The sequence below is a fragment of the Gordonia sp. JH63 genome (assembly GCF_009856645.1).
In the GTDB taxonomy this organism is placed as follows: Bacteria; Actinomycetota; Actinomycetes; order Mycobacteriales; family Mycobacteriaceae; genus Gordonia; species Gordonia hongkongensis.
In genome coordinates, this window is record NZ_CP047236.1 from 1 (window position 1) to 21479 (window position 21479).

Annotated in this window: 25 protein-coding genes; 12 read left to right on the plus strand and 13 right to left on the minus strand. The window is 64.1% G+C overall.

The window, feature by feature from the left end:
* Positions 1–100 precede the first annotated feature (100 nt).
* The 4 genes from GR168_RS22920 to GR168_RS22935 all read left to right on the plus strand — a co-directional run bounded on the left by GR168_RS22920 (position 101) and on the right by GR168_RS22935 (position 4075).
* Positions 101–814 carry a ParA family protein gene (locus tag GR168_RS22920; protein ID WP_068971321.1) on the plus strand — a complete coding sequence of 238 codons (714 nt, stop codon included), beginning with the start codon at positions 101–103 and terminating at the stop codon, positions 812–814.
* Positions 815–1414: 600 nt separating this feature from the next.
* On the plus strand, positions 1415–2314 hold the full coding sequence (locus GR168_RS22925) for a DUF2637 domain-containing protein (RefSeq protein ID WP_159372005.1): 900 nt from the start codon (positions 1415–1417) through the stop codon (positions 2312–2314).
* Positions 2315–2814: 500 nt separating this feature from the next.
* A complete protein-coding gene (locus GR168_RS22930; protein WP_159372006.1) occupies positions 2815–3465 on the plus strand; it encodes a hypothetical protein in 651 nt (216 codons plus the stop codon).
* 337 nt (positions 3466–3802) lie between these two features.
* Positions 3803–4075 (plus strand): hypothetical protein, encoded by a 273-nt coding sequence (locus tag GR168_RS22935; protein ID WP_159372007.1) that lies wholly within the window; start codon positions 3803–3805, stop codon positions 4073–4075.
* Positions 4076–4165: 90 nt separating this feature from the next.
* On the opposite strand, the gene GR168_RS22940 is transcribed toward GR168_RS22935, so the two are convergent.
* The 4 genes from GR168_RS22940 to GR168_RS22955 form a co-directional block, all read right to left on the minus strand.
* On the minus strand, positions 4166–4783 hold the full coding sequence (locus GR168_RS22940; RefSeq protein ID WP_338086046.1) for a hypothetical protein: 618 nt from the start codon (positions 4781–4783) through the stop codon (positions 4166–4168).
* 220 nt (positions 4784–5003) lie between these two features.
* Entirely contained in the window at positions 5004–5210 is a 207-nt protein-coding gene (locus GR168_RS22945) for a hypothetical protein (RefSeq protein ID WP_044508856.1), read from the minus strand.
* A gap of 116 nt (positions 5211–5326) precedes the next feature.
* Positions 5327–5602: a hypothetical protein gene (locus GR168_RS22950; protein WP_139114235.1), complete on the minus strand. Its 276-nt coding sequence runs from the start codon at positions 5600–5602 to the stop codon at positions 5327–5329.
* Positions 5603–5699: 97 nt separating this feature from the next.
* Positions 5700–6833: a DUF1524 domain-containing protein gene (locus GR168_RS22955; RefSeq protein WP_058253260.1), complete on the minus strand. Its 1134-nt coding sequence runs from the start codon at positions 6831–6833 to the stop codon at positions 5700–5702.
* Positions 6834–6993: 160 nt separating this feature from the next.
* Here GR168_RS22955 and GR168_RS22960 point away from each other — a divergent pair, with 160 nt between their 5' ends.
* Complete coding sequence (locus GR168_RS22960; RefSeq protein WP_058253261.1) at positions 6994–7371, plus strand: PH domain-containing protein; 378 nt, start codon at positions 6994–6996, stop codon at positions 7369–7371.
* 58 nt (positions 7372–7429) lie between these two features.
* Here the strand turns inward: GR168_RS22960 and GR168_RS22965 are convergent, their stop codons facing one another.
* The 5 genes from GR168_RS22965 to GR168_RS22985 all read right to left on the minus strand — a co-directional run bounded on the left by GR168_RS22965 (position 7430) and on the right by GR168_RS22985 (position 10477).
* Positions 7430–7618 (minus strand): hypothetical protein, encoded by a 189-nt coding sequence (locus GR168_RS22965; protein ID WP_139114236.1) that lies wholly within the window; start codon positions 7616–7618, stop codon positions 7430–7432.
* 268 nt (positions 7619–7886) lie between these two features.
* Entirely contained in the window at positions 7887–8588 is a 702-nt protein-coding gene (locus GR168_RS22970) for a helicase associated domain-containing protein (protein ID WP_058253262.1), read from the minus strand.
* A 4-nt stretch (positions 8589–8592) separates the two neighbouring features.
* Positions 8593–9351, minus strand: a complete 759-nt coding sequence (locus tag GR168_RS22975; RefSeq protein WP_275406242.1) for a helicase associated domain-containing protein — start codon at positions 9349–9351, stop codon at positions 8593–8595.
* A complete protein-coding gene (locus GR168_RS22980; protein ID WP_159372009.1) occupies positions 9336–10088 on the minus strand; it encodes an RES domain-containing protein in 753 nt (250 codons plus the stop codon). Before GR168_RS22980 ends, GR168_RS22975 begins: the two co-directional genes overlap by 16 nt.
* Positions 10085–10477, minus strand: coding sequence for a hypothetical protein (locus GR168_RS22985; protein ID WP_040526729.1), 393 nt, complete (start codon positions 10475–10477; stop codon positions 10085–10087). Before GR168_RS22985 ends, GR168_RS22980 begins: the two co-directional genes overlap by 4 nt.
* A 147-nt stretch (positions 10478–10624) precedes the next feature.
* Here GR168_RS22985 and GR168_RS22990 point away from each other — a divergent pair, with 147 nt between their 5' ends.
* Positions 10625–11320: a helicase associated domain-containing protein gene (locus GR168_RS22990; RefSeq protein ID WP_203235963.1), complete on the plus strand. Its 696-nt coding sequence runs from the start codon at positions 10625–10627 to the stop codon at positions 11318–11320.
* A gap of 22 nt (positions 11321–11342) precedes the next feature.
* Here the strand turns inward: GR168_RS22990 and GR168_RS22995 are convergent, their stop codons facing one another.
* On the minus strand, positions 11343–11876 hold the full coding sequence (locus GR168_RS22995) for a hypothetical protein (protein ID WP_159372011.1): 534 nt from the start codon (positions 11874–11876) through the stop codon (positions 11343–11345).
* Between the two features lie 463 nt (positions 11877–12339).
* Between GR168_RS22995 and GR168_RS23000 the strand changes: the two genes are divergently transcribed.
* From GR168_RS23000 to GR168_RS23025, 5 genes are all read left to right on the plus strand, one after another.
* Complete coding sequence (locus GR168_RS23000) at positions 12340–12870, plus strand: M15 family metallopeptidase (protein WP_159372012.1); 531 nt, start codon at positions 12340–12342, stop codon at positions 12868–12870.
* Positions 12871–14215: 1345 nt separating this feature from the next.
* A complete protein-coding gene (locus tag GR168_RS23005) occupies positions 14216–14980 on the plus strand; it encodes a hypothetical protein (protein WP_203235964.1) in 765 nt (254 codons plus the stop codon).
* A gap of 45 nt (positions 14981–15025) precedes the next feature.
* Positions 15026–16170 (plus strand): IS3 family transposase gene (locus GR168_RS23010; protein ID WP_159372013.1). Its coding sequence is split into 2 segments (ribosomal slippage): positions 15026–15293 and positions 15293–16170, totalling 1146 coding nucleotides; the frame shifts between segments, so codons are not numbered across the junction.
* A 962-nt stretch (positions 16171–17132) separates the two neighbouring features.
* On the plus strand, positions 17133–17603 hold the full coding sequence (locus GR168_RS23020; RefSeq protein WP_159372014.1) for a hypothetical protein: 471 nt from the start codon (positions 17133–17135) through the stop codon (positions 17601–17603).
* A gap of 396 nt (positions 17604–17999) precedes the next feature.
* Positions 18000–18326, plus strand: coding sequence for a hypothetical protein (locus tag GR168_RS23025; protein WP_159372015.1), 327 nt, complete (start codon positions 18000–18002; stop codon positions 18324–18326).
* Positions 18327–18847: 521 nt separating this feature from the next.
* Here GR168_RS23025 and GR168_RS23030 read toward each other — a convergent pair.
* The 3 genes from GR168_RS23030 to GR168_RS24075 all read right to left on the minus strand — a co-directional run bounded on the left by GR168_RS23030 (position 18848) and on the right by GR168_RS24075 (position 19707).
* The gene (locus tag GR168_RS23030) at positions 18848–19252 is read right to left on the minus strand and encodes a hypothetical protein (RefSeq protein WP_159372016.1); all 405 of its coding nucleotides are present in this window, start codon (positions 19250–19252) and stop codon (positions 18848–18850) included.
* 62 nt (positions 19253–19314) lie between these two features.
* Positions 19315–19536, minus strand: a complete 222-nt coding sequence (locus tag GR168_RS23035; RefSeq protein ID WP_238995130.1) for a hypothetical protein — start codon at positions 19534–19536, stop codon at positions 19315–19317.
* A gap of 24 nt (positions 19537–19560) precedes the next feature.
* Positions 19561–19707 carry a hypothetical protein gene (locus GR168_RS24075; protein WP_238995131.1) on the minus strand — a complete coding sequence of 49 codons (147 nt, stop codon included), beginning with the start codon at positions 19705–19707 and terminating at the stop codon, positions 19561–19563.
* A gap of 325 nt (positions 19708–20032) precedes the next feature.
* On the opposite strand from GR168_RS24075, the gene GR168_RS23040 reads away from it, so the two are divergent.
* Complete coding sequence (locus tag GR168_RS23040; protein WP_159372017.1) at positions 20033–21160, plus strand: hypothetical protein; 1128 nt, start codon at positions 20033–20035, stop codon at positions 21158–21160.
* Positions 21161–21479: the final 319 nt, after the last annotated feature.

The following is a 21479-nucleotide window of genomic DNA, read 5'->3' on the forward strand; positions in this document are numbered from 1 at the left end:
GCAACGGCGTAACGGCTTAGCGACGTAACGTTGAGCGCCCGGCTCTTACAGGCAGTTCCAGCATTGTTGCAGTCACAACGTTCAACGATGGAGGATGGCAATGGCAAAGATCGTCGTGCACCACTCCCGAAAAGGAGGGGTAGGTAAGAGCACGGGAGCGTACGAGCTCGCTCACCTACTTGATGCGGTCCTCGTCGACTTCGAACACGACGGTGGGGGAGTGACCGGGAAGTGGGGGTATCGGCCGTTGGACCGGCTCCGCATTCCCATCATCGACGCTCTCCAAAGCGGCCGTACCCCGCGCCCGTTGAAAGGGCACGGCAAACCACGCCTCGTTCCCGGCCACCCCGACCTCTACGACCAGATGCCCCAGCACGACGTCGTTGCCGACGCCCTCGAACGGTGGGCTGGGGAGTGGGACACCGAATGGGTCATCGTTGACACACATCCCGGCATTTCCCCAGCCGCGGCCGGCGCCCTCAGCGTTGCTCACGCCGTCATCGTGCCAACTCCCCTCAGGAATCTGGACCTGACGGCCACGGAGGAACTGATCAACGACATGCCTGACTATCCGCTCATCATCTCACCAACGATGATTCCGCCCGTTCCGCCCGAGGCTGAACTCAGAAGGCTCGCGAGAGCAGTCGAAGGCACTCCCGTCCAGGTTGGCCCTCCGATTCCTCGTGCAGTGGCGGTGGAAAGAAGGACGAAAAGGATCGCCATCACCTCAGAGAACCCTCCGGCAAAGGCTCTTCAGCCTGTCGCTGAGGCATATGAGAAGACCGCTAAATTCGTCCAGGAGTACGTCCGATGAGTGGACTCGATGACATGGCCCAAGCTCGACAGAAGCGCGCACGGGCTCGTTCAATGCCACCACCGCGGCACACGGCGCCCGCCACGGTTGCCGCGCCGGTCACGGCCCAGGTGTCCGCCCCCGAGCCGCCTGACACCACAGCCAGCGCACCAGCTGCCGTGCAGCATTCATCGCCTACCGAAAAGCAGGAGCCCGCGGCGGCATCCGCAACTCCGCCGAGCGCAGCGAGTACGACGCGACGCACCGTCGGCCCAAGCACGATCTACTTCGACGAGCCGACTGACGACTGGCTCGAAGAGGTGTGCATCACCGGCCGACGCACTAAACCTCGAATCGACTCGCGCAGCGCTATCGCGCGATATGCCGTCCGCAAGCTAATGAACGAGATGACGCCAGAGCAGGTCATCGAGGCAATCCGCGCCGAAAGTGCAGCAAGCACACACACGAAGCCGGGTCGGCCCCGCCACTAACGTTGTAACGGCACAACTACACAACGTTAGTTTTCGGCGTGCTAATCGTCTGACCGGCCAGTTCAGGAGGTCCTGGTGGTGATTGGAGCACCACCAGGACCGACGACCAACAGAATGGAGCTGTTGATCTATGCCCGACCTTACCCACGCCCGCAACACCACCGCGGGCGCGACTAACACCGCCAGCGTGGCCACCGCAGTCTTCCTGAGCCTCGTGGTCGTTGCGGCCTCATTCACTCTGAGCTTCACAGCCCTGAGCGACCTCGCCCGCATGTCCGGGGCCATCCCCGGTCGCTTGTCCTGGCTCTTGCCCGTCGTAATCGACGTCTTCATCCTGCAAGCCACCTGGTGTGTCTACGTGGCGACAAAGCGCCGCGACGATGCCGGCAAGCGCTACCACTTCTCAATGCTGGCCATCTTTAGCACGGTAAGCGTCGCGGGTAACGCAGGCCATGCGTACCTGGTCGCCGGTGACCCTGGAATCACGCACGGTCTCATGGCAGTGGCCATCGCCATGGTCGCACCGCTGGCACTGCTGGCGAGCATCCACGGACTCGTCATGCACGTATGGGCAGGTGGGGGAGGAGCGGCGCCATCGCGTGACGACCACGCTCAAGAACCAGGGGAAATTCAGCTCGAATCCTCGCGCCACGCGCACACCGAGCCCACCGCTGGTGCACCCCATGCACAACCCCAGGTCAATCCGGCACTAGCGCAGGCGACGGATACCGCGGACTCCGAGCAGGCACACGTCTTGGACCAGGCGCACACCCTCCCGATCGACCTCGATGTGCACGTCACCGACGACGACCTCCAACTCGCCCGTCTCGTGTGCAGCAGGGGGCGGGTCCAGAGCGACGAGTCCACTGTTGCGCGCGTGCTTGTGCGTGAACGAAACGGTGCTTCGCGGGAGGAGACGGCCAAGATCGTCGGCGTGCACAGGACCACGATCAGTCGCTGGATCGACATAGCGGACGAATGCCGATCCGCCTATCCGGCGCACTCCCAGTCATTTGTGGAAGCCGTATGACATGCACCCCGTGTGCATACGCGGTGCGTAGTGCGGCGAGGAGCAACCCCCGCGGGGAGTGACACGCGCCCTTAAGGCGTGAGGTTGAGGAGGCGAGGGCGCAAACCCCGGTTCGTGCTGCTGCTTCCCGCCGCGTTCCCCCGGACGTTGCAATCTGTGCGGTCACCCGGGCGCACGCACGATGAGGGTCAAGAGCGTCGAGTCGCCCGGCGCCGATCACGCCTGGGGTCCGGCAGTTCGCTGATCACGACCTTCACCGACGCAGAGCGCGCCGCACGTAGACACCAGCGTCGACGTCCTCGATGGGGTCAGCAGCGATGTGACGGGCTAGTTGTTTCTGGCAGACCAGCTATGCCTGTGCGCCAGCCTTGTTTGGCGACATCTCGCGATTTCGTCTGAACGTAGGGGTCGCGGGCCGCTCTCATGCTGAAAGATGTCGGTGCCCCTGGATAAGGTGGAGGCGCCAGACACTGTTTCGGCTGTGAACGGAGGATCGTGTGATGCGCGGCTATCCACGTGACGAAGTCGTGTCTCAGCCTGCGAGCACTGCCGCCGAGCGCGCCCTCTACGCCGAGCTGTGCGCCGCTCGCGACAGGGTCGCCTCACTCGAGTCGACGGTGGAGACGCTGAACCGCTCGCTCGGGCAGCTGGCCATCTCCACCGATCGTGTCACCGACATCGCAGATCGTCTTGCCCGATCCAACGACGATCTCCGCGCAAGAGCAGCACGTCGCACGATGCTCGAGTGGTTCAACTCCGCAATCGCCGATCTGGCGACACGCCAGCAGCTGGCGTACCAGGACAGCGTCATTCGGCTAGACGAGCGCGTCGCCGCCTATCACCGGGGTCAGGGAACCGCCATTTCCGAGCGGATACGGTCGCTGGTTGCCGGCGCCGAGATATGTCGCCGAAACCCCAGCGGCCTGAGTGAGTGGATTCGATCTGAGCAGACGGACTGGAAGCAGCGCCTCGCCGACCCTACCGTTGCAAGCCTCGTAGAGCCCGCACAACTACACACCCGTGACGGATGGATCGCCGAAGTCGGCACCCACCTGCAGTGCCTAGATGAACTGGTCGCCCTCACGGAAAACACGCCGGGCTTGTCAACTCCAACCCGGTCAACTACCAAGCGTCAGCAGTCGCCGCACTAATAGATCTCGGGGAATCGATCGACTGGCGGATGGCGCCGCTGTCTGCGAGAGAAATTGAGATGGACTGGTTCCGCCGCAACAATTTCCGCGCCGGGTGGTGGCAGGACGAACGCTGTCCCGGGGAGACCGCGATTGCAGAATTCAGGGTGAGTCGCCGATGACTTGGGTCGGCCCAGCTTGATGGTCGGTCCTCGGACTCGCAGAGGAGTCGCGGCGGTGCCCGTCCGCCCACGAAACGATCTTGACGACTGGGGAACCTTCCGGAGGTGCGGAGGCAACTGACTCTGTGAGGGTCGTAGCAGCGACCCTCCTTTATCCGGATTGGAGAACAACTCTCATGGCAACAACCTCGACTCGTCTGCTCGCCGGCGCTGTGCTCGCTGCGGGACTGGCCGGCCTTGGAGCGGGTGTCGCGACCGCGGCGACGGGCCCGTTCGTTTCGGACTTCGGAATCCACCAAGTGCACGGCGGTGCCACCGAAAGTCAGGAGCCCTTCACCTTCACATTCGGTGCGGAGTACGGCGATCCAGTTGACAACGACGACTTCACCCGCCGTGGCTACGGCGATCCGATCGGTGACGCTGGGCAGCCGAAGGTATTCCGCCCCTGACATCCGGGGTGAGTTCGGTGCCCGGACCCGCAGTGGCGGGTCCGGGCACCACTGTCTGCAGGGAGACGACGACGTGCGCGATGTCGTCGGTCAGTGTGCTCGTTGGTCGGCGGTCGTCAGGATCAGGTATTGGGCCGAGGCCTGTTGGTGAGCATCGGTTTTGGTGTTGCCGATGACCTGGGCGCCGTATCGCCCGACCGTCAATGCGCAGCTGTGTGCCTGGCTTGTCGGGTGCTTTTGGCAGGAGGCGATGGGCAAGCCTGGTGGATTGTCGGCGCCGGTCCAGCCGCGGGTGCGGTTGGACCCGAGGAAGCTGTCGAGATAGGTGCGCGCGCCCTCGGCGGTGTCCGCGCGGAAGACCGCCGAGTTCTCCACTGCGTAGGCATCCGAGCCAATCTTGGTCAGCACCTCGAAGTCGGTGACGGGGTCGGTGCTGGTGTGGGCGATGCCGCGGGGCCCGTACACCGCTCCGCGGGCCACGATTTCGCCGTCGACCACGACGTCGCGGCCGCCACTGGCGTTCACCAGGGCGGCCGTGATCTCGGGGTAGGTCGAGGTGATCATGCTGAGGTTGCGGCTCAACAGCGACACCTCGCCGCTGGCGACTCGGGCGATACAGCGCTGGCCATCGAACTTCATCTCCCAGGACCAGCCTGAACCCGACGGGGGAGGACCAGGAGTCGCGAGCATTGGCGCCATTCCCGCCATCTGCCCTCCTGATCGTCTGTTTGCCGTGTCACGACTGAGGCCGTCGACCCGATACGGGTCGACGGCCTCAGTGTGTAGGTGGACGGTGCCGGTCAGTGCGCCTCTCGGCGAGTGGCCGCACGCAGCGGCGGAAAGGGGTGAGGCCCGGGGCAATGAGCCCGCCACCGTCACACCAGTCAACGGTGACCCCGCCCGCGGTATTCCGCGCGGGCTGGCCGGTCTACTCGGCGAGCTTGGCAACCGCCTGGGCCCAGAGGAAGAACTTGTTGGTGCCCAGGTCCCGCACGGTCTTGATATTGAACGCCGCCTGAAGTTTTTCGGCGTCGCCGTCGCTGACGCCTTGCAGCGCCGCGACAGGTGCGTCGGCCAGCTCGGCCAACGACTTGTCTTCGTATGCCTTGTCGAACTTGTCCGCAATTCCAGCCATGACCACTCCTTGAGAGTTCTCGACGACAGGGTTCGCAGCACCCGGGAAGGGAGCCGCGACCGCAGCCTAAACCGCCGTCACCACGATTCGAAAGGACCGCCGTGACGGCGTGTGGGCTACCGGCCAGGGTCAGGTTCCTTGCGTAGCGAGGGTCCGTCGTGCTGGGCCACCATTGCTTGTGCCTCGTGACGGCGCCGCTTGAGCAGGCCGATCAGCAGTCCGATGAGCGCTCCGATTGCAGCGACTCCGAGGGCAATCAGGAACGAGCCGATGGCCAGGCCAACGGTGAAGCTGCTCTGCTCAACCGTGGTATCTCCAGCCTCGTCGTATACCTGCCCCGCATCCGCCAGGAGCGAGACGATGGCGAGAGTGCCGCCGAGCACGAAACCCACGAGGGCGCCCCACCAGACGTAGCGGGACCTGGTTTTCGGGGCGCTACTCATTGCGCTCTTCTCCTCGTAGGTGTGTCGATGCCGCTGGCGGTCAGCGCTATTCGCAGGCGACGCCGTCGCCGTCGCGGTCGAGCTTGCGGCTGTATCCGGGCTGGCCGGCGTAGATCGGGGCCGCGCCCGCGGCGCGGACTGCCGAGCAGTTGGCGTAGTAGACCGACGAGGGTGCCTCAGCCGCAGGTGGCGGGGTGTAGGTCGTCGTCGGCGGCGTGTAGGCCGGTTCCGGGAGCGGAGTCGCCGTCGAGGTGCGGGTGTTGGGGACCTGGCGGGTCGTCGGTGCCGGAACCGCGGCGCCGCAGCTACCGAGGACGCGGGTGATGGCGTCCTTCTCGGCCTGGGTCACCCACAGCTGGTAGGCGGCTTTGACCTCGACCTGACGGGCGACGTAGGTGCAGCGGTAGGAGCGGTTCGGCGGCAGCCAGGTCGCGGCGTCACCGTCGCCCTTCTGCTGGTTGGTGGGGCCGTCGGTGGCTTGCAGGTTGCGCGGATCGTTGGCGAAGTCCGCTCGCTGAGCCGCAGAGAGCTGCTGGGCGCCCTTCTGCCACGCATCCGACAGCGCGACAACGTGGTCGATCTGCACCGCCGACGAGGTCTGGGGGCCACGCACGAACGGGATGGTGGTGCCGGTGTAGGGGTCGGCGAGTGTTCCGGACTGCACCGCGCAGCCGTTCGAGCCGGGCTTGAGCACGACGTTGGTGAGGTCGCGGCGCAGGATGTCGTTGCGGGTGTCGCAGCCGTTGTGGCCACTGTCGACGTTCACATCATCGGTCCAGGCCTGCCCGAACAGAGCTCGGTCATACCCGGTCTTGGGTGCGCGACCCTTCACCTCGAGGGTGTCCAGCGTGGCCAGTGCTTTGTTCGCGGCCGGTGCCGCCGACACCGTGAGGACCGGCGTTGCGGTGGGCAGCGACACCACCTCCGACGCCGTCGCGGCCGACGTCGTCACAGGCAGGGTCGAGGTGTCAGCGACACGCTCGGTGGTCGTGTCGGTCGTCCCGCACGCACCCAGCACCAGGGCCAGCACAGCGGCGCAGCTGCCGACGACCAAGACCCGCGTGCGAGTCCTGCGAGATGAAGGGGTGGCCGGCGGCTCTGACGAGGAGACGGCAGGGGGGAGCGGGGGCATAGCCATTGAGCGGGAAAGCCTTTCACACAAGCGGCGACCGGCGCGCACTGGCCGATCGAATGTCAACTACCTATAGCAACCCACTCGGACAGCGTTACGCCCTCCCGGCATTTCGTCACGCTTTTGGTTGGCCCGGTCAGGCTCCCGAAGTCCGCTGCGGTGTCACCTATTTGGGGGACACCTCGATCACTTTGCTAGAAGTTGGTCCATGGGAATCATGAACGGGATGATGGGCAACGCTGGTCGTATCGACCCGCGTCAAGGGCAAGCGGAGTTCGCGAAGCTCTTGGGTGAGGGCGAGACGGTCGACGCCGGTTACCGCCTGGTTCGCGACGTGTTCCTCTTCACGAACCGACGGCTACTTCTCATCGATAAGCAGGGGATCACGGGCAAGAAGGTCGAGTATCACTCGGTCCCGTACCGATCGGTGACGCACTTCTCGGTGGAGACAGCCGGCACGTTCGACCTGGACGCCGAACTGAAGATCTGGCTATCAGGTGCCTCGCATCCGATCGCTCGACAATTCAATCGGCAGGTCGACATCTACGAGCTCCAGGCGATCTTGGCCCGCTACGTCGTTGGGTGAGGCCCCCTTACGACGCACGCAACCGGGCCTGCCGCACCGAAATTGACAGAGGCGTGGGTTAGCCCTGCTCCATCAAGCGGGCAAACTGCTCCCAGGTCAGATCCCGCGTCGGGTTCTTCGCGTCCCGCGCCCACCAGGTCACACCCCCGCGAGACAGCCCGATCTCGCCAAGCTTGACGTTATCGGCATAGACCGACAGCGATGTGTCGCCGTTGCCCACATCGACCGGTCGAGACGGCAATCGCATGTCCACCCTGTGTTGCGGCACTCGTGACCTCCTGACTAGACGACCAGACCCCTCCAACATTCAGGTCTTCGCCCTCGGCGTCAATAGCTGACCGCCGGTCCCGGTATTGGCCAAAAGCTCTGCGACCGTCCACATCGCGAGCCCACGTGAAGGCGAGTCATGGCCTGGTCGACCTGGGGTGCGCGGGATCTGTGCTGTCGATCGCGCTCCAACTGACACTGGACGGGTTTTGAATCCGTTGCCTCGGCTCCGTGGTTCTTCGGTCGAATTAGGAGCGGCCTCGCACAGTCCACCGCCAGTTCGGGAACTCGGTCTCGAGGCGGCGGACCCGGTCGGCCGACAGCCGGCCCCGACGGTAGTCGGCGCGACGGTTGGCGACCCACTGGCCGATCGCGAAGCCGTCGATCACGTCCCGCTGGCGGGGGCTGCTGGTGCCGTGCACTGCCTCATACCGATGCAGATGAGCGACGCCGGCCTCGAACGCGGCGGCCGATGCTGCGTCCTGGGGATTCCACTGCCAGTCCTGGAATTCGTTGTCGATCAGCGAGACTCGGCCAGCGGGTAGTCGGCCTGTGCGGTAGTCGGCGCGGCGGTTCGCCGCCCACTGGCCGATCGGGAAGTCGTCGATGACGTCGTGCTGGCGGGGGTTGCTGGTGCCATGGGTGGCGGCGTAGCGGCGCAGGTAGTCGATCCCGTCCGCGAAGGCGGCATCGAGCACGTTCCACCGCCAGTCGGGGAACTCGGTTTCGATGCGGCGGATCCGCTCCGGCGTTAACCGGCCGAGCCGGTAGTCGGTGCGGCGGCTGTCGACCCAGGCGCCGATCCGAAATCCGTCGATCGTTGCATCGCGAGGTGGCAAGCTCGATCCATGCGCGGCGACGTAGCGGTGCAGGTGTGCGATCCCGGCGTCGAACCGCCGATCGTCCGCACGACGGCGGCCAGCGGTCGGGGAGTCGTGCTCGCTGGGCACGACGTCACCGCCTGCTTTTCGTGGCGGCGGGTCGTACCGTCCACCGCCAGTCCGGGAACTCGGTTTCGATGCGGCGGATCCGCTCGGCCGACAGTCGGCCTTTGCGGTAGTCGGCGCGACGGGTGGCGACCCAGGTACCGATAGGGAACCCGTCGATCACATCCCGCTGAGGGACCTGGCTGGTCCCGTGGGCGGCGACGTAGCGGCGCAGGTGGGACAGTCCGGTCTCGAACGCGGCCGCGAAGGCTTCGTCCTGAGGCAGCCACTGCCAGTCCGGGAACTCGGATTTCAGACGCGCGATCCGCTCGGCCGACAGTCGGCCTCTGCGGTAGTCGGCGCGACGGGACGCGACCCAGGTGCCGATCTCGAAACCGTCGACCACATCGCCTTCTCCGGCGTTGCTCGTGCCGTGGACGGCGACGAAACGGCGCAGATGGGTCACGCCGACGTCGAACATCGCGTCCCGCACATTCCACACCCAGTCGGGGAACTCGGTTTCGAGGCGGCGGATCCGCTCGGCCGACAGATGGCCCCGCCGGTACTCGGCACGGCGGTTGACGACCCACTGACCTATCGCGAAGCCGTCGATCGTCGCGCCGCGCGGCGGCGAGTTCGAACCATGCATGGCGGCGTAGCGGTGCAGGTGGGCGATCCCGGTGTCGAAGAGACGGTCGTAGGCATTACCACGGCTGGTCGAGCCAGCTTCATGCTCGTTCGACGATGCGGGACAGCCTGTTTCAGGCCGATCTAGGCGGGGGTCCACTCGAGTCCGAGGAGGGTCAGGGCGCGGGCCAGTTGTGGATCCGCGGCGTCGATGGGGCAGTGGTCGACAACGACGATGTGTGGGCTGATGTCGGGGTCGGCGGCGCGTTCGTAGAGCGCCCACATGCGTAGCTGGTCGCCGTGGCGGGAGTCGAACTCGATCCCGTCGACCGCCGCGTGTCCGTGGTCGGTGAGGGCGTAGAGCCAGCGGGAGATGGCCTGGGTGAGACCGCGGGGCCGCCCGTCCCGCAGAGCGGCGGTGTCGAGGTCATCGAGCTCATAACGGATCGCGAGCGGCCGAAACACCGTTCGCAGGGTGGCGAGGCTGTCCGGGTCGGCGGGCACCGCGAACCGTCCGGTCAGGGTGGCGTGGCCGAGCATTCGTGCCTCACACCACGATCGCGGGACGCGGCCGGACGGCAGCGTGGGGTAGTCCTGCTCGTCTTCGTCGTCGACGACGATGTCGTCGAGCTCGGCGATCAGTTGCGGGCTGGGTCGGGCGAACGCGAGGACTTCGAGGTAGCAGGCCAGGGGAGTGTCGGCGCAGTACAGGGTGCGCCACACCCCGTCGGGGTCGTCCCAGCGGCCTGCGAAGCGGCCGTCGGTGGCGTACTCCCACGGCGTCCACTCCCACGGACTCGGCGCATACCCGACCCGATAAATGGGCGTGTCGGTCCGGATGCTGCTGGTGATCGGGCCGTGCAGGGTGCCGATCGTCGACGTGCGGGGTTGGTTCATCCCACCGCGGCGAACTGGCGGGCAGCGTTGAGCACCTGGGGGCCGACGTCGGCGAGCTCGCCGTCGCGCAGCAGCAACGCCGGCGCCCGGTCGTCGAGGACCGGGTTGAGGCCCTGAAACCACGCTTGGGCGACGGCGGGGGTGTCACGTTCAGTGATCAGGCGGGCGGCGCGGTAGGCGATCCGGAGCCGTTCAACGTCCTCGGGGTTGGCGATGGTGCGGGTGCCCTCCGCCCACTGCCGCACCGCCCGGGTCTCGCTCACCCGCCCCAGGTAGGCCACGAGCTTCGCGCCGAGCAGATCGCGCAACGCAGCCACGAGTTCGGGCTGCGACATACGTGCCGCTTCGGCATAGGCGGCCAAATCCGGCCGCGGATGCGCTGCTGTCATGGTGATCACCTCTCGATCCCAGTATAGATCCCATACCGCGTGACAGCTAGGCACCAGCGGGAGTGCCCGACGCACCTCCTCGATGACTGTGGGAGAACGCCGGGTGGGTGGTCGACCGCTCGCCGGCGACAGGCACACTAGGTGACCGTGACCAGCCGATTCGATGAGGGTATCGCCCATCTACATCGGTACGTCGCCGTGCACGGCACTAGTAGCCCGCGCCAGCGGGACGTCATCGACGGATTCCCGATAGGCCGGTGGGTCAACACACGCCGCACCGACTATCGCCGAGGCGTCTTGCCCGCGGAGCGGATCGCGCAACTCGAGTCTGAGTTCCCGGACTGGCAGTGGAAGACCAACGCCCGGACGACCTTCGCTGCCGGCCTGACCCACCTGCGTCGCTACGTCGCCCTCCACGGCACCAGCAACGCCCGCCGCCATGACGTCATCGACGGATTCCCGATCGGTACCTGGGTCGCCACCCGTCGCGCCGAGTACCGGGCCGGACAAATGCCACCTGGACACGTCCGCCAGATCGAAGCCGAGTTCCCCGACTGGCAGTGGACCCTGCGGGCCCGACCACCGTTCCACGTCGGCCTGGACCACCTGCACCGCTACGCCGCAGCACACGGCACTAGCTCGCCACCCCGCGATGCAACGATCGCCGGATTCTCGATCGGCGCCTGGGTGGCCAAACGCCGCACCGAGTACAGACGACACCGACTCTCGCCCGACCGGATCACCCAGATCGAAGCCGAGTTCCCCGACTGGCAGTGGAACCGCCGATCCTCGCGCCGGCCGCCCGTGCCTCACGATCACGGCGCAGAGAGTTCTGCGACTTAGTACTAGCCGCGCGGCGGTTGGTCTAAGGCTCGAAGTACGTCAAGCAGTATCCAGCCGGTGTCGGCTTCGCGGCGAAGTACTCGACCTGTCCCTCTGTGCATTCCGGAGCCGCGGCCACCTTGGTCTCGACCTTGAAGTAGTTCGTACCGCCCGGAACCAGCGTCACCCGCGAACAGTCGACCTCGTTCACCTTGGCTAACGGGTTTGGCACATCCGTTGGCGGTTCGGAGTAGCAGAGCCCCTGCTGGTACACCTGGGCAAGGCACAGTACTTCCTCGATGCGTGGGCGGGCGCCGGCGTACGGGCGTTCCTCGTACCAGAACGCGGCGTACTCGATGCCACAACCGTTTCGGGTCTGCACCCGTTCCGCGACTGCGTAATGAAACCCTCGGTAGCTGCACTCGACCGTCTCGACATCGAGCTCCCCGGCGAGTTCGCCTACCGTCAGACAGTCACCCACCCTCACCTCGGTGGTGTCAGCGACGTTGTTCTCGAAGTCGCTGGGGTCCTCGAGGACCACGCTCACCGCGATCATCAAGGCCAGCACCGTCGCCAACCCGAAGAACCCGGCTAACAGCCATAATCCCTTGCGGCTCTTCTTCGGTGGCCGACCACCGGGATGCGGCGGGTACACACCTCCCGGATAGGGCGCAGGCGCTCCGTACGGGACTCCCCGTCCCGGAAAACCGGCGTTTGGCGGATGCGGCCCGGGCTGTCCGGGCGGGCCCTGGAACCCGTAACCGGGACGGCCAGGACCAGGTGGCGGCATGGTCACGCGCGTAGCCTAACCCGCCGCACGACATCGCTCGCCAGCGACTTCACAGGACGAAAACTGACCCGTGCCCGCACGCTTCGGCTCGCCAGTCGACGGATAGTCGGCGGTCGCAGACCTTGAGGTGGACAGTTCACGGGTACTGTCTGCGATAGGTTCTCTGCTGCAGATCCCCTGCTGGTTGCCGTCGGCGCGGGTCTGCTGAGAATCGCATGTTCACAATCGAATCGAATTGAAAGGTTGACTGATGCCGTCCAGTCACTCTCGCTCCACGCTGCCCACCCGCAGCCTCCGCACCCATCTCCTGGCCGCCGGTTCGGCGCTCGTCGTCGGATGCGCATCCATCCTCGGCGCCAGCGATGCCGCCGCCGGGACCTCCCAAAATGGATACCCGCTCATCACTCAGGCCCAAACCACCCAATGGGCCGTTAACGGCGTCAATTTCTGGACCGCCCCCGGTAACCCCACAGAACTGCTCCGCGAGTTCGTAACCTGGTTCGACGCCAACGTCGAGCCGATCACTCTCGGCAACGGCGACGACTGGTCATGGGCCGAACCGACACTCGTCCCGCCGACAAATACGACCTACTCCAACCACGGCAGCGGCACCGCCGTGGACCTCAACCTCGAAATCCACGGCGGTCAGGGCTTCTCGGACACCTTCACCCCCGAACAAACCGGAAAGATCCGCGCCAAGCTAGCCAGCATGGGCGGCCAAATCGTCTGGGGTGGCGAATGGTCCAGCCTCCCTGACGATCCGCACTTCGAAGTCAGATAGCTACTCCAACCCGGACTCTGCTGTGCGGGCGTCGACTCTCGCGTCAGACAGGGACTCGGCGCCCGCACGAACGTTGAGCGGTTTCCGGTGACAGGCAACGGCGGTCCCTCGTCCTCGAGCAGCCCGCGTCCCCTGTGCCGCATCCTGGCTCATTGAACCTCGATCTCAATCAATCACGTTGTGTAGCAATCAAAGATCGTCAGAAGGAGATCAGTATTCCAGCGCTCGTTTGCTGATTGTCGAGTCATGCCGGTGGCAGCACCGATATCGGCCCACGAGCGGCCCAGTCGGCGCGCTTTGGCCACTGCGGCGTCGAGCAGTGTCTCGGCGTCCGTTCGGGCGGTAACGGCCGCCCGGATCTCGTTGTCAACGTCGATCGGGTCGAGATGATCACGCCGCCACACTGCTTGGGCGGCCGAGGCGACCTCGGCCCGCTCGCCGACATCGAGGTCTGCGTCGGGGGCGACACACGATGCCGGGACAGGTCCTCGAGGGACGCTGAGGGCACCCGCGTCCACTGGACTGGGTCGGTCCAGGTCGAGCAGTCGGAACTGTTCCAGCGGCCGCACTGGCAGCGCAGAAGCCAGCCGACGATCGCGGCCGATGGCCGTAGACGAGCCTCGGAACGGGGCCGACTTGGCTCGACGATCTCGCAGTTTACGCCGTCGACCATGGTCGACCCGTGGCTTTCGGACCCGTCATCGAACACCGCCACCAACGCCGCCTCATGCAGGTATGTGTCGCTCTCGTGCATCCAGCCCATGCAGATAGGGTAGGCCTATCATGTCAGGATAACCAGACATGATAGTCATGTACGTCAGGTTTACCTGACATTAGGTACATTTTCGGCAAAACGCGTTGCCGTGCAGTATGATTCGTCACCAGTGACGAAATGCTACGCCAATCGGCAGGCCGAGGAGACGCGCCATGGCCACGCTGACTTGGACGTGCACGGCGTTTTCTGACCGTCGGCACGCAGATGTGTCGTCGGGACGACCACGGATACTCCTCCGTAGGTCGACATCTAGGTGCTGCCGGAAGGGGCCAGGTCGCCGCGGCCGGATGGATCGATGCCTAAACAGGCGTCTTCGTCGGGCGGGACAAGTTCCAAGCCATTTGGGATGGGCAGCCGGACGTAAGGATGGCGCCCGAGACGTCCTCCCCGGCGCCGGAGCGCCACCCTCACCTATATTGTATCCGTTTCGCGTAGTATTGCGGATCGCAAATCATGACGTGGCCGTCTTCAATCGGGTCCACGTACGTCAGTGCTCCCAGATCATGGGCTTCGTCCGAGCCCACCGCGAAAGCCTTCTGAAGCTCTTCTCGGGTACGTAAGATCTCGCGAATGGGTTCGAGCAAGGCGAAGAACGACAACACCGCCTTCTGGGTTGGAGCCATCCTGCTCGGACTAGCGTTTCTGGCGATAGCGTGGCCATACTTCCTCGGGACATGGCTCGCAGTGAACGTGCTGGGGGCGGACAATCCGTCCCCGGCACGAACCGCGACAGGCTGGGTCCTGGAGGGCATTTGGCTCGCTGGGCTTGTATCCGTCGCGGTGTGGTCGTGGTGGAAAGAGGAGACAAAGAAGGCCCAAGCACGTCGTCGTGAGATCGAGAAAGCTGAACGAGCGGCCGCCAAACGACAACAGAAGGTGGACTTCGGCCCCGAAGGGTTCGCACTCTACGAGGAAGCCGAAACGTGGGTCGCTACCATCGCCGGAACCGAGGCCGCTCGCGCCGGCTGGCTCGGCGACCTTGCCGATTTCGACTTCCACGCCGACCTCGAAGCAATCGCGGACAACCTAGGCCGGGCACACGAGATTCGTAGCGTGACCATCGATGCCTCCTCGCTCAGGAACTTCAGCGAATCCGACAAGCGGATGCTGCAAGACGCGCAAAATGAAGTAGCGCGGTTAGAGAGGTCGGTTCAAGAGCGAATTGCGCTAATCGGAAAGTGCGCCGAGGAAGCTGTTGACATTGACCGTGCTCTGCGTGAAGAGCGCGAGAACGTAGAGATGGCTGAGCAACGCGAGGAACTGCGCGGACGCCTCGGCCCGATGCTGTACGGCGCACATGGCGTGTCCCCCGTGAACCGGTCCGGGTGGTTCTAGAGTCCTGATTGCCCTGTTGAGGGCGGAGAAGGGACGATAGGGATCATGGCGGGACGGAAGCGTCACTCGGCTGAGGACATCGTGCGCAAGTTGCGCCGAGCCGATGAACTGGCGGCCGAGGGCAAGAACGGCGAGGAGATCGCCGCCGACCTCGAGGTGTCGGCGGCCACCTTGTACAACTGGCGCCGCCAGTACGGCGGTATGGACGCTGATGCCGCCAAGGAACTCAAGGAGCTACGCGAGCAGAACGGCCGGCTCAAGCGCTTGCTCGCCGACGCCGAGTTGGAGAAAGACGCGCTGCGGGAGATCGCCAAGGGAAAATTCTGAGCCCGACCGCCAAACGCGCCGCGATCGACATGCTCAAAGACGTGAAGAACATGTCAGAACGTATGGCGTGCAGGGTTGTTGGGCTTTCACGGTCTACCTACCGGCGTCTGCCGTTGGCTCAGACACCGGCCGACCCGGACGCTGGTATGCGTGCACAGCTACGCACCTACGCCCGCAAGCACCCGCGACACGGGTTCCGGCGGGCGTGGGCGCACCTGCGGTTCGACGACGGTATCGAGGTGAACAAGAAGAAGGTGCATCGGCTGTGGACGGAGGAGGGCCTGCAGGTGCGCCGGGCGCCGCGGCGCAAACGAGCCGGGCAATCGTCAGTGCCGATCGTGGCGGCGGATGCGCCGAAGGTGGTGTGGGCATTGGACTTTCAGTTTGACTCGACCGTGGATGGCAAGAAGGTCAAGATCGCATCAATGGTCGATGAACACACCCGGATGTCGTTGCTCAACATCGTGGATCGCTCGATCACCGCCGACCGGTTGGTCGAGGAATTGGAGAAGACCTTCGCGATCTGGGGTGGCCCACCCATGGTGCTACGCATGGACAACGGCCTTGAGTTCATCTCAGAGGCCCTGCAGGCGTTCTGTGCAGGGTCGGTAGGCATCTCCTATATTCCGCCCGGCACGCCGTGGAACAACGGGTTCATCGAATCGTTCAACAACCGGCTTCGCGACGAGTGCCTGAACCGCAACTGCTGGCCCACCCTGCTCGAAGCTCGCGTGGTGATCGACGATTTCGAAGACGACCACAACCACCGGCACCGCCACTCGGCGCTGGGCTACCAGACCCCGGCCGAGTACGCTGCCCGATGCACCCACCAGCACCACCCTGTGGGCTGCGAGATCGACTGACCGACAGCTAGAAGAAACTGGCTCTAGAACTGCCTGGACCGGCTATCGGGGACCTGCCACACACAGGACGCCGGCAGAAACCACGTCCGAGGCCGCCGATGTCGTGACAGCGCGCGCGACCGCGTTCCACGAACTCAAAGCCCTCGTCGACAAACACCGCCTCGACGACATCGGCGAGCAATAGGCCGCCTCTGCTCGTCGACCGTTTGCCCGGAGCAGGGGCGGCTTCGTACGGTCCATCGCCAGTCCGGGAACTCGGTTCGATGCGGCGGATCCCGCTCGGGCGACAGCCGACCCCGCCGGTACTCAACACGGCGGTTGACGACCCACCAACCGATCGCGAAGCCGTCGATCGTCGCACCGCGCGGTGGCGAGCTCGAAAACCATGCACGCCGGCGTAGTGGTGCGGGTGGGCGATCCCGGTGTCGAAGAGACTGTCGTAGGCACCACCACGGCTGGTCGAGCCAGCTTCAAGCTTGTTCGGCCGTGCGGCACGGACACGCTTGCAAGAACTCCGCCGACCCGGAACAGTCACGGTGCGCAGCCGCCGCCGACCCAACGACGCCCTCGAAATCACCGGCACCGGCACCGGCACCTGGGACCCCAGCCCCTCAGAGCGCTTCCGCGGCCGCGGACTAGCACTCATGACCGCGCCCAGCGACACCCACGCACTCACCACCGGACCCGACGGCACCACCGTCACCATGTGCTGGCAGCCGAAGCCTGTCGTGACGTCATAACACAACAGTATCGACGAAAAATAATGTTGTGCTGCATGTTTCGCCACCTGTGACTGGGTTCGCCGACTGGCGATGGAACAACCGCGGCGCAAGAAGCTTGGAAACACCCGGAGCACATCGGGCACTTTTCGCGCTAAGGCGGTTGCGCTTATGACGAATAATGTGCGATAGTAGGTCGCAAGCAGTCGCAACCAGTGATTGCGAACTATCAGGAGTTCTTCGATGGCCATTGCAGTGAACACGTCGCGGACGGTGAAGCCCGGAATGAGCGAAGCGGACAGAGCAAACTACACCCTCGGCATCTGGCCCTACCAGCGCAGCCAAACCATCAGCGACATAGAGGAATACGCAGACGTCATCTTCGGCGTCACCAGTGGGACGATCACGTTCGGAGCGGAGGTTGACCGTGTGGTTGTAGCAAGCGCAGATCCGAACAGGTGGGAAGTGATCGCGAAGGCCAATCCAGCGCCCTGGGTTACTGCCATGATTGGCCGCAAGATCTCGCCTGAGTTCGCGTGGAAGCCAGGACAAGGGTGGCCGGTCAAGCTCATTGACACGGCTACGTTTCGTGGCGCACACGAACAGGGCGACCCCGAGGTCTCGTTGGGTGCCTACCGCCTTGTGCTGGGCGACGGTGGAGCTCACCTCTACGTCCCCCGCGGCGGCGACGTCCATATCCACGTGGCCGGCTAACGGCCGCGCGAGTCCTAAGGTCACCATCATGAACATGCACGCCGAGGTCTACGTAAACGGTCACCTTGCGGGGATACTCGAAGCCATCAGCAACCCGCACGAGCAGACACTTATCGCTGATGTCGTTCTTGCCGAGAGCGGCGATGGGCAGGGGCCACATCGGGAACGCGATGTTGTAGTACCCATGTCCGAGTGTGACGACGACCCATGGACGTTGGTCGGTCGAGTCCTTCAGCGCTGGCCCAGTCAGCGGAAACCATGACGTGGTTGCCCCCCTAGCCTGGCGCGACCTCCATCGTTCCCGTGCGATCTCTCGAGTAGACCACCTCGGTGGTGCTTCGCTGTAGCCAAGCAGTACAGCCGATTAAGAAGTACACACGATGGAAGGACCGACATATGGATGCCGAGTATGAGATGCAGTTGATCAAGTGGGCGTTACGCTACAACGCGTACGAGCGACTCGCTACCGACTCCAACCAATTGCTTGAAGTCCTGCAGGTGCTGATCAAACCATATGAGCGCGATCGTCGAATTCCTGGTTGGGCCGGCATCGACCTGCTACGAGGCTGGGCCTTCTACCTTGTGCGATGGCATCGCTTCAGCGGACCAGGAAGACCGCTGTGGATCGATCATCCCGAAGTTCTCGCCATTGTCGAAGCAATCAACCAACACCCGGCCGTCCGAAAGAGTGATCGCGCCCCAGTCGCCGACCCGCAACGCTAGTTCAGATGTGGTGGCTGGCCCTGCTGGCCCCGCTCCAGGCCTCTCTGGTGTTGGGCTACAGCTTCACGCGGGCGTCTCGCTGGCGAGTTGCAACGTGAATGGCTGCCGAACCGAGGACGGCAACGGACACCACAACCGCGAACGGGACGGCCGTGAGGAACAGGCCGAGGTCGGGAATACAGAACCCGGAGTCGGAACGCACGTGTCTTTGTTTGGCGCTGTCACGTTGTCGCGAGACGTCGCCAAATTCGTCCGACCGGGTGACAGCCGGGGGCCGGGGGCCGGGGGCCGTGCCGTGCGGTCCAGTTGCCAACCTGTGAACTCCGTCTCGACGCGTTGGCCGACGCTTAGCGACCGCTGTTCGACGGTTTCCTATCGGCGCCCGCGTGGCCAGACGAGTGAGCTGCGAGAGCGGCGACCTGTGGCGACTTGAAGTGCTTACCTCAGTGGACCCCGGAGGTTGCGTGAGCCAGTCCTGGAAGGGTGTCGAGAAGGGCGCAGCCGTGTCGCGCGCGGAAGCCCTACTTCGGGCTGTCGCGTAGTTGGCCGAGAGTTCTTCCAGATGGTTCGTGGACCCAGTTCGCCCACCCATCTATTTGGCTGCCAACAAGATCCGCGAGGGCCCGTGATGGATTGTTGTACATGTCTTTCTCCGTTCTGATCCAACCATGGTCCTCCACGGTTGCAGTGAACGTCCGATGTTTGCGTGGCTGATGGTGCGTGAGGGTGTCATGGGCGTGGATCTGGCCGGCCTCTAGAAGGACAAGGAGTTTGCCTGGCGTGCGGATGGACGCTTCCGAGTGGGTAGTCGAGATCTTGTCGCCCAGCAGAAGGCGCCGGAGCACGTTGTTGGGGCTTTCAAATCCTTTTACGTGACGCTCAAGTTCTCTGTACACCTCATCATCGATCTCGATTTTGTGCGGCATGATATCTCCAGTCTCTAGTCTGACAGACGTGCAGACTGAAAGATTACAGCAAACCAGCGGCGTCAGTGTAGTGCCAGAGCTCGTCGGGAACCGGCTGCGTCGGCGTCCCTCCGGGCATCGACGGCCGCCCGGATCTCGGCGTCGACGTTGATCGGATCGAGATGCTTACGCCGCCAAACTGCTTGGGCAGCCGCCGCGACCTCGGGTCGCACGTTGACGTCCAGGTCGGCGTCCGGGGCGAACACCTGGTGGCGTGCCAGGTCGTCGAGGAACGCTGAGGGCACCCGCGTCCACGGGACGGGATCGGTTCAGGTCGACGCATCGGAGCTGGTTCGCCTGGCGCAAACGCAGGACAGCAGCCAGCCGACGATCTCGGCCGAGGGCCGCCGACGATCCTCGTCCGGGGGCCGGCCGGTCTCGACGATCTCGTAGTCCACGCCGTCGACCATGGTCATCAGGAATCCCGCGCTCGCGTATCTGGCGGTCGGCTTGCTCTCGTAGCGCTCCGGTAGGTCACCGGCAGGTAACAAAGTTCAACGGATCGTAACGGGGCCTGAGACTTTGTTATGAATCCTTCGACGGCATGCGCCGTGTCTGTGGGGGATGTTGGCCCGGTCCGGGTGATCAGCAGCCGAACTATAGGCAGCAGCTCAACTCCGGGCAGCAGCCGTTCCAGGGGCAGCCCGCCAGCCCTACCCGGACCGGTACTCGGGCAGCGATGGCAAGCAAAGCGACTAAGGGTGAGCTAACCCCGCAACACTTCGATGGGCAAGGACGGATATGGACATGAAGGTGGCGGCGTCGCGTCTACCGCGTTGGCTGGTGTGCATAGCGGTGCTTGGAGTCTTCGCGCTTAACGGCTGCTCCGCACAGCAGCCGGCAGGAGAACCTAACGAACTGGTCATCGACTCTTCCAAAACCGAAGAGTCCCCAGCGGCTTTCGAAGTCGACGGGGTGAGGGGCGAGTTCTACTACACTTCGGGGCCCCGTGTGCACTGGTCGATGTCATCTTCGAACGCATCCGCCACAGCCCTTCGAGCCTACGTTGAACTCCGTCGAGACGGTAAGCAGATCGACTTCTACTTACCGAGGAACGATGGGAGGGGTGACCCGGATTACTGGGTGAAGAATGAGCTGCTAATCGAAGATATATCCAGCTCTCAGCTGGGTTCATCGTTCGCTCCGTATGCGCCACCCACTTCTCCCGAGCCCGGATCGACACGGTCTATTACGAGCGAGACCGGAGACGACTTCACCTTTATCATCCGCAATATCGAGGTGGGACCGGGCCGGTTTACGGCTAATGCGCCCGTATCGGTCGAACCGCCGCCGCCTACTTTCGATCTGAGTACCCCCGACGGCAAGTTCAATAAATTGGCCGCCGACAAAGACTGGGAGCCACCGAGTAGCTTCATCAGCACAATCCCCGACTCCCCGTACTACCAATCTGATCCGGACCAACAACCCGCTGCGTCCATGCGCAGCTTCATCACCCAGGTTAACGAATGGGGCGATTCCGGGTATGCGACCACGTCCCCGACTCAAATCTTCCAGACCTGGATGAAGGATTGGAACCCCGACATGTTGAAGGCAGGTCTCGACCTTCTTGGGGACCCTCAGATCAGAGAGACCTATCGGCGCGTGCAAGCTGGCGACATTGAGATCTGGTTCGGCAACGGAACACACATCGTCGGGACAGGAGCCGGTCAAATCCCGCCAGGTACCTACCGATGCAGCGCCCCCGGCGGACAGTTGATCAAGAATGGATACTGGGAACGAACTTCCCCTGCGGGCGACATCATTGAGAACAACTTCGTCACTTCCGCCCAATCCACCACGGTCACAATCGGCGCGTCTGACGGCCAGTTCACCAGCTCGCGCATGGGTACATGGAGACCAATTGACTGATTTCCGCAGATCGCGATGCTAGGGGTTTCGCTCGGTGACGTTGGTGCGCCACGCACGATATTGTCGGCGCAGCCCGACGGCTGCGAACAGGAACGATGTCGAGGTCCTCGAAGCACTGCCACCAACGCCGCCTCGTGGAGACGCGTGTCGCTCGTGCATCCAACCCATGCAGATAGGGTGGACCCAGGGTGTCTGGATAACCAGACACCGGGGTTAATCGGCGTCAGGGTTACCTGACATAACGTAGAGTGTCGGCTCACTGTGCTGCTTTTGTTACCAGTGACGAAAGTGTAGGGGAATCATCCTGAGGCTCGAAGCA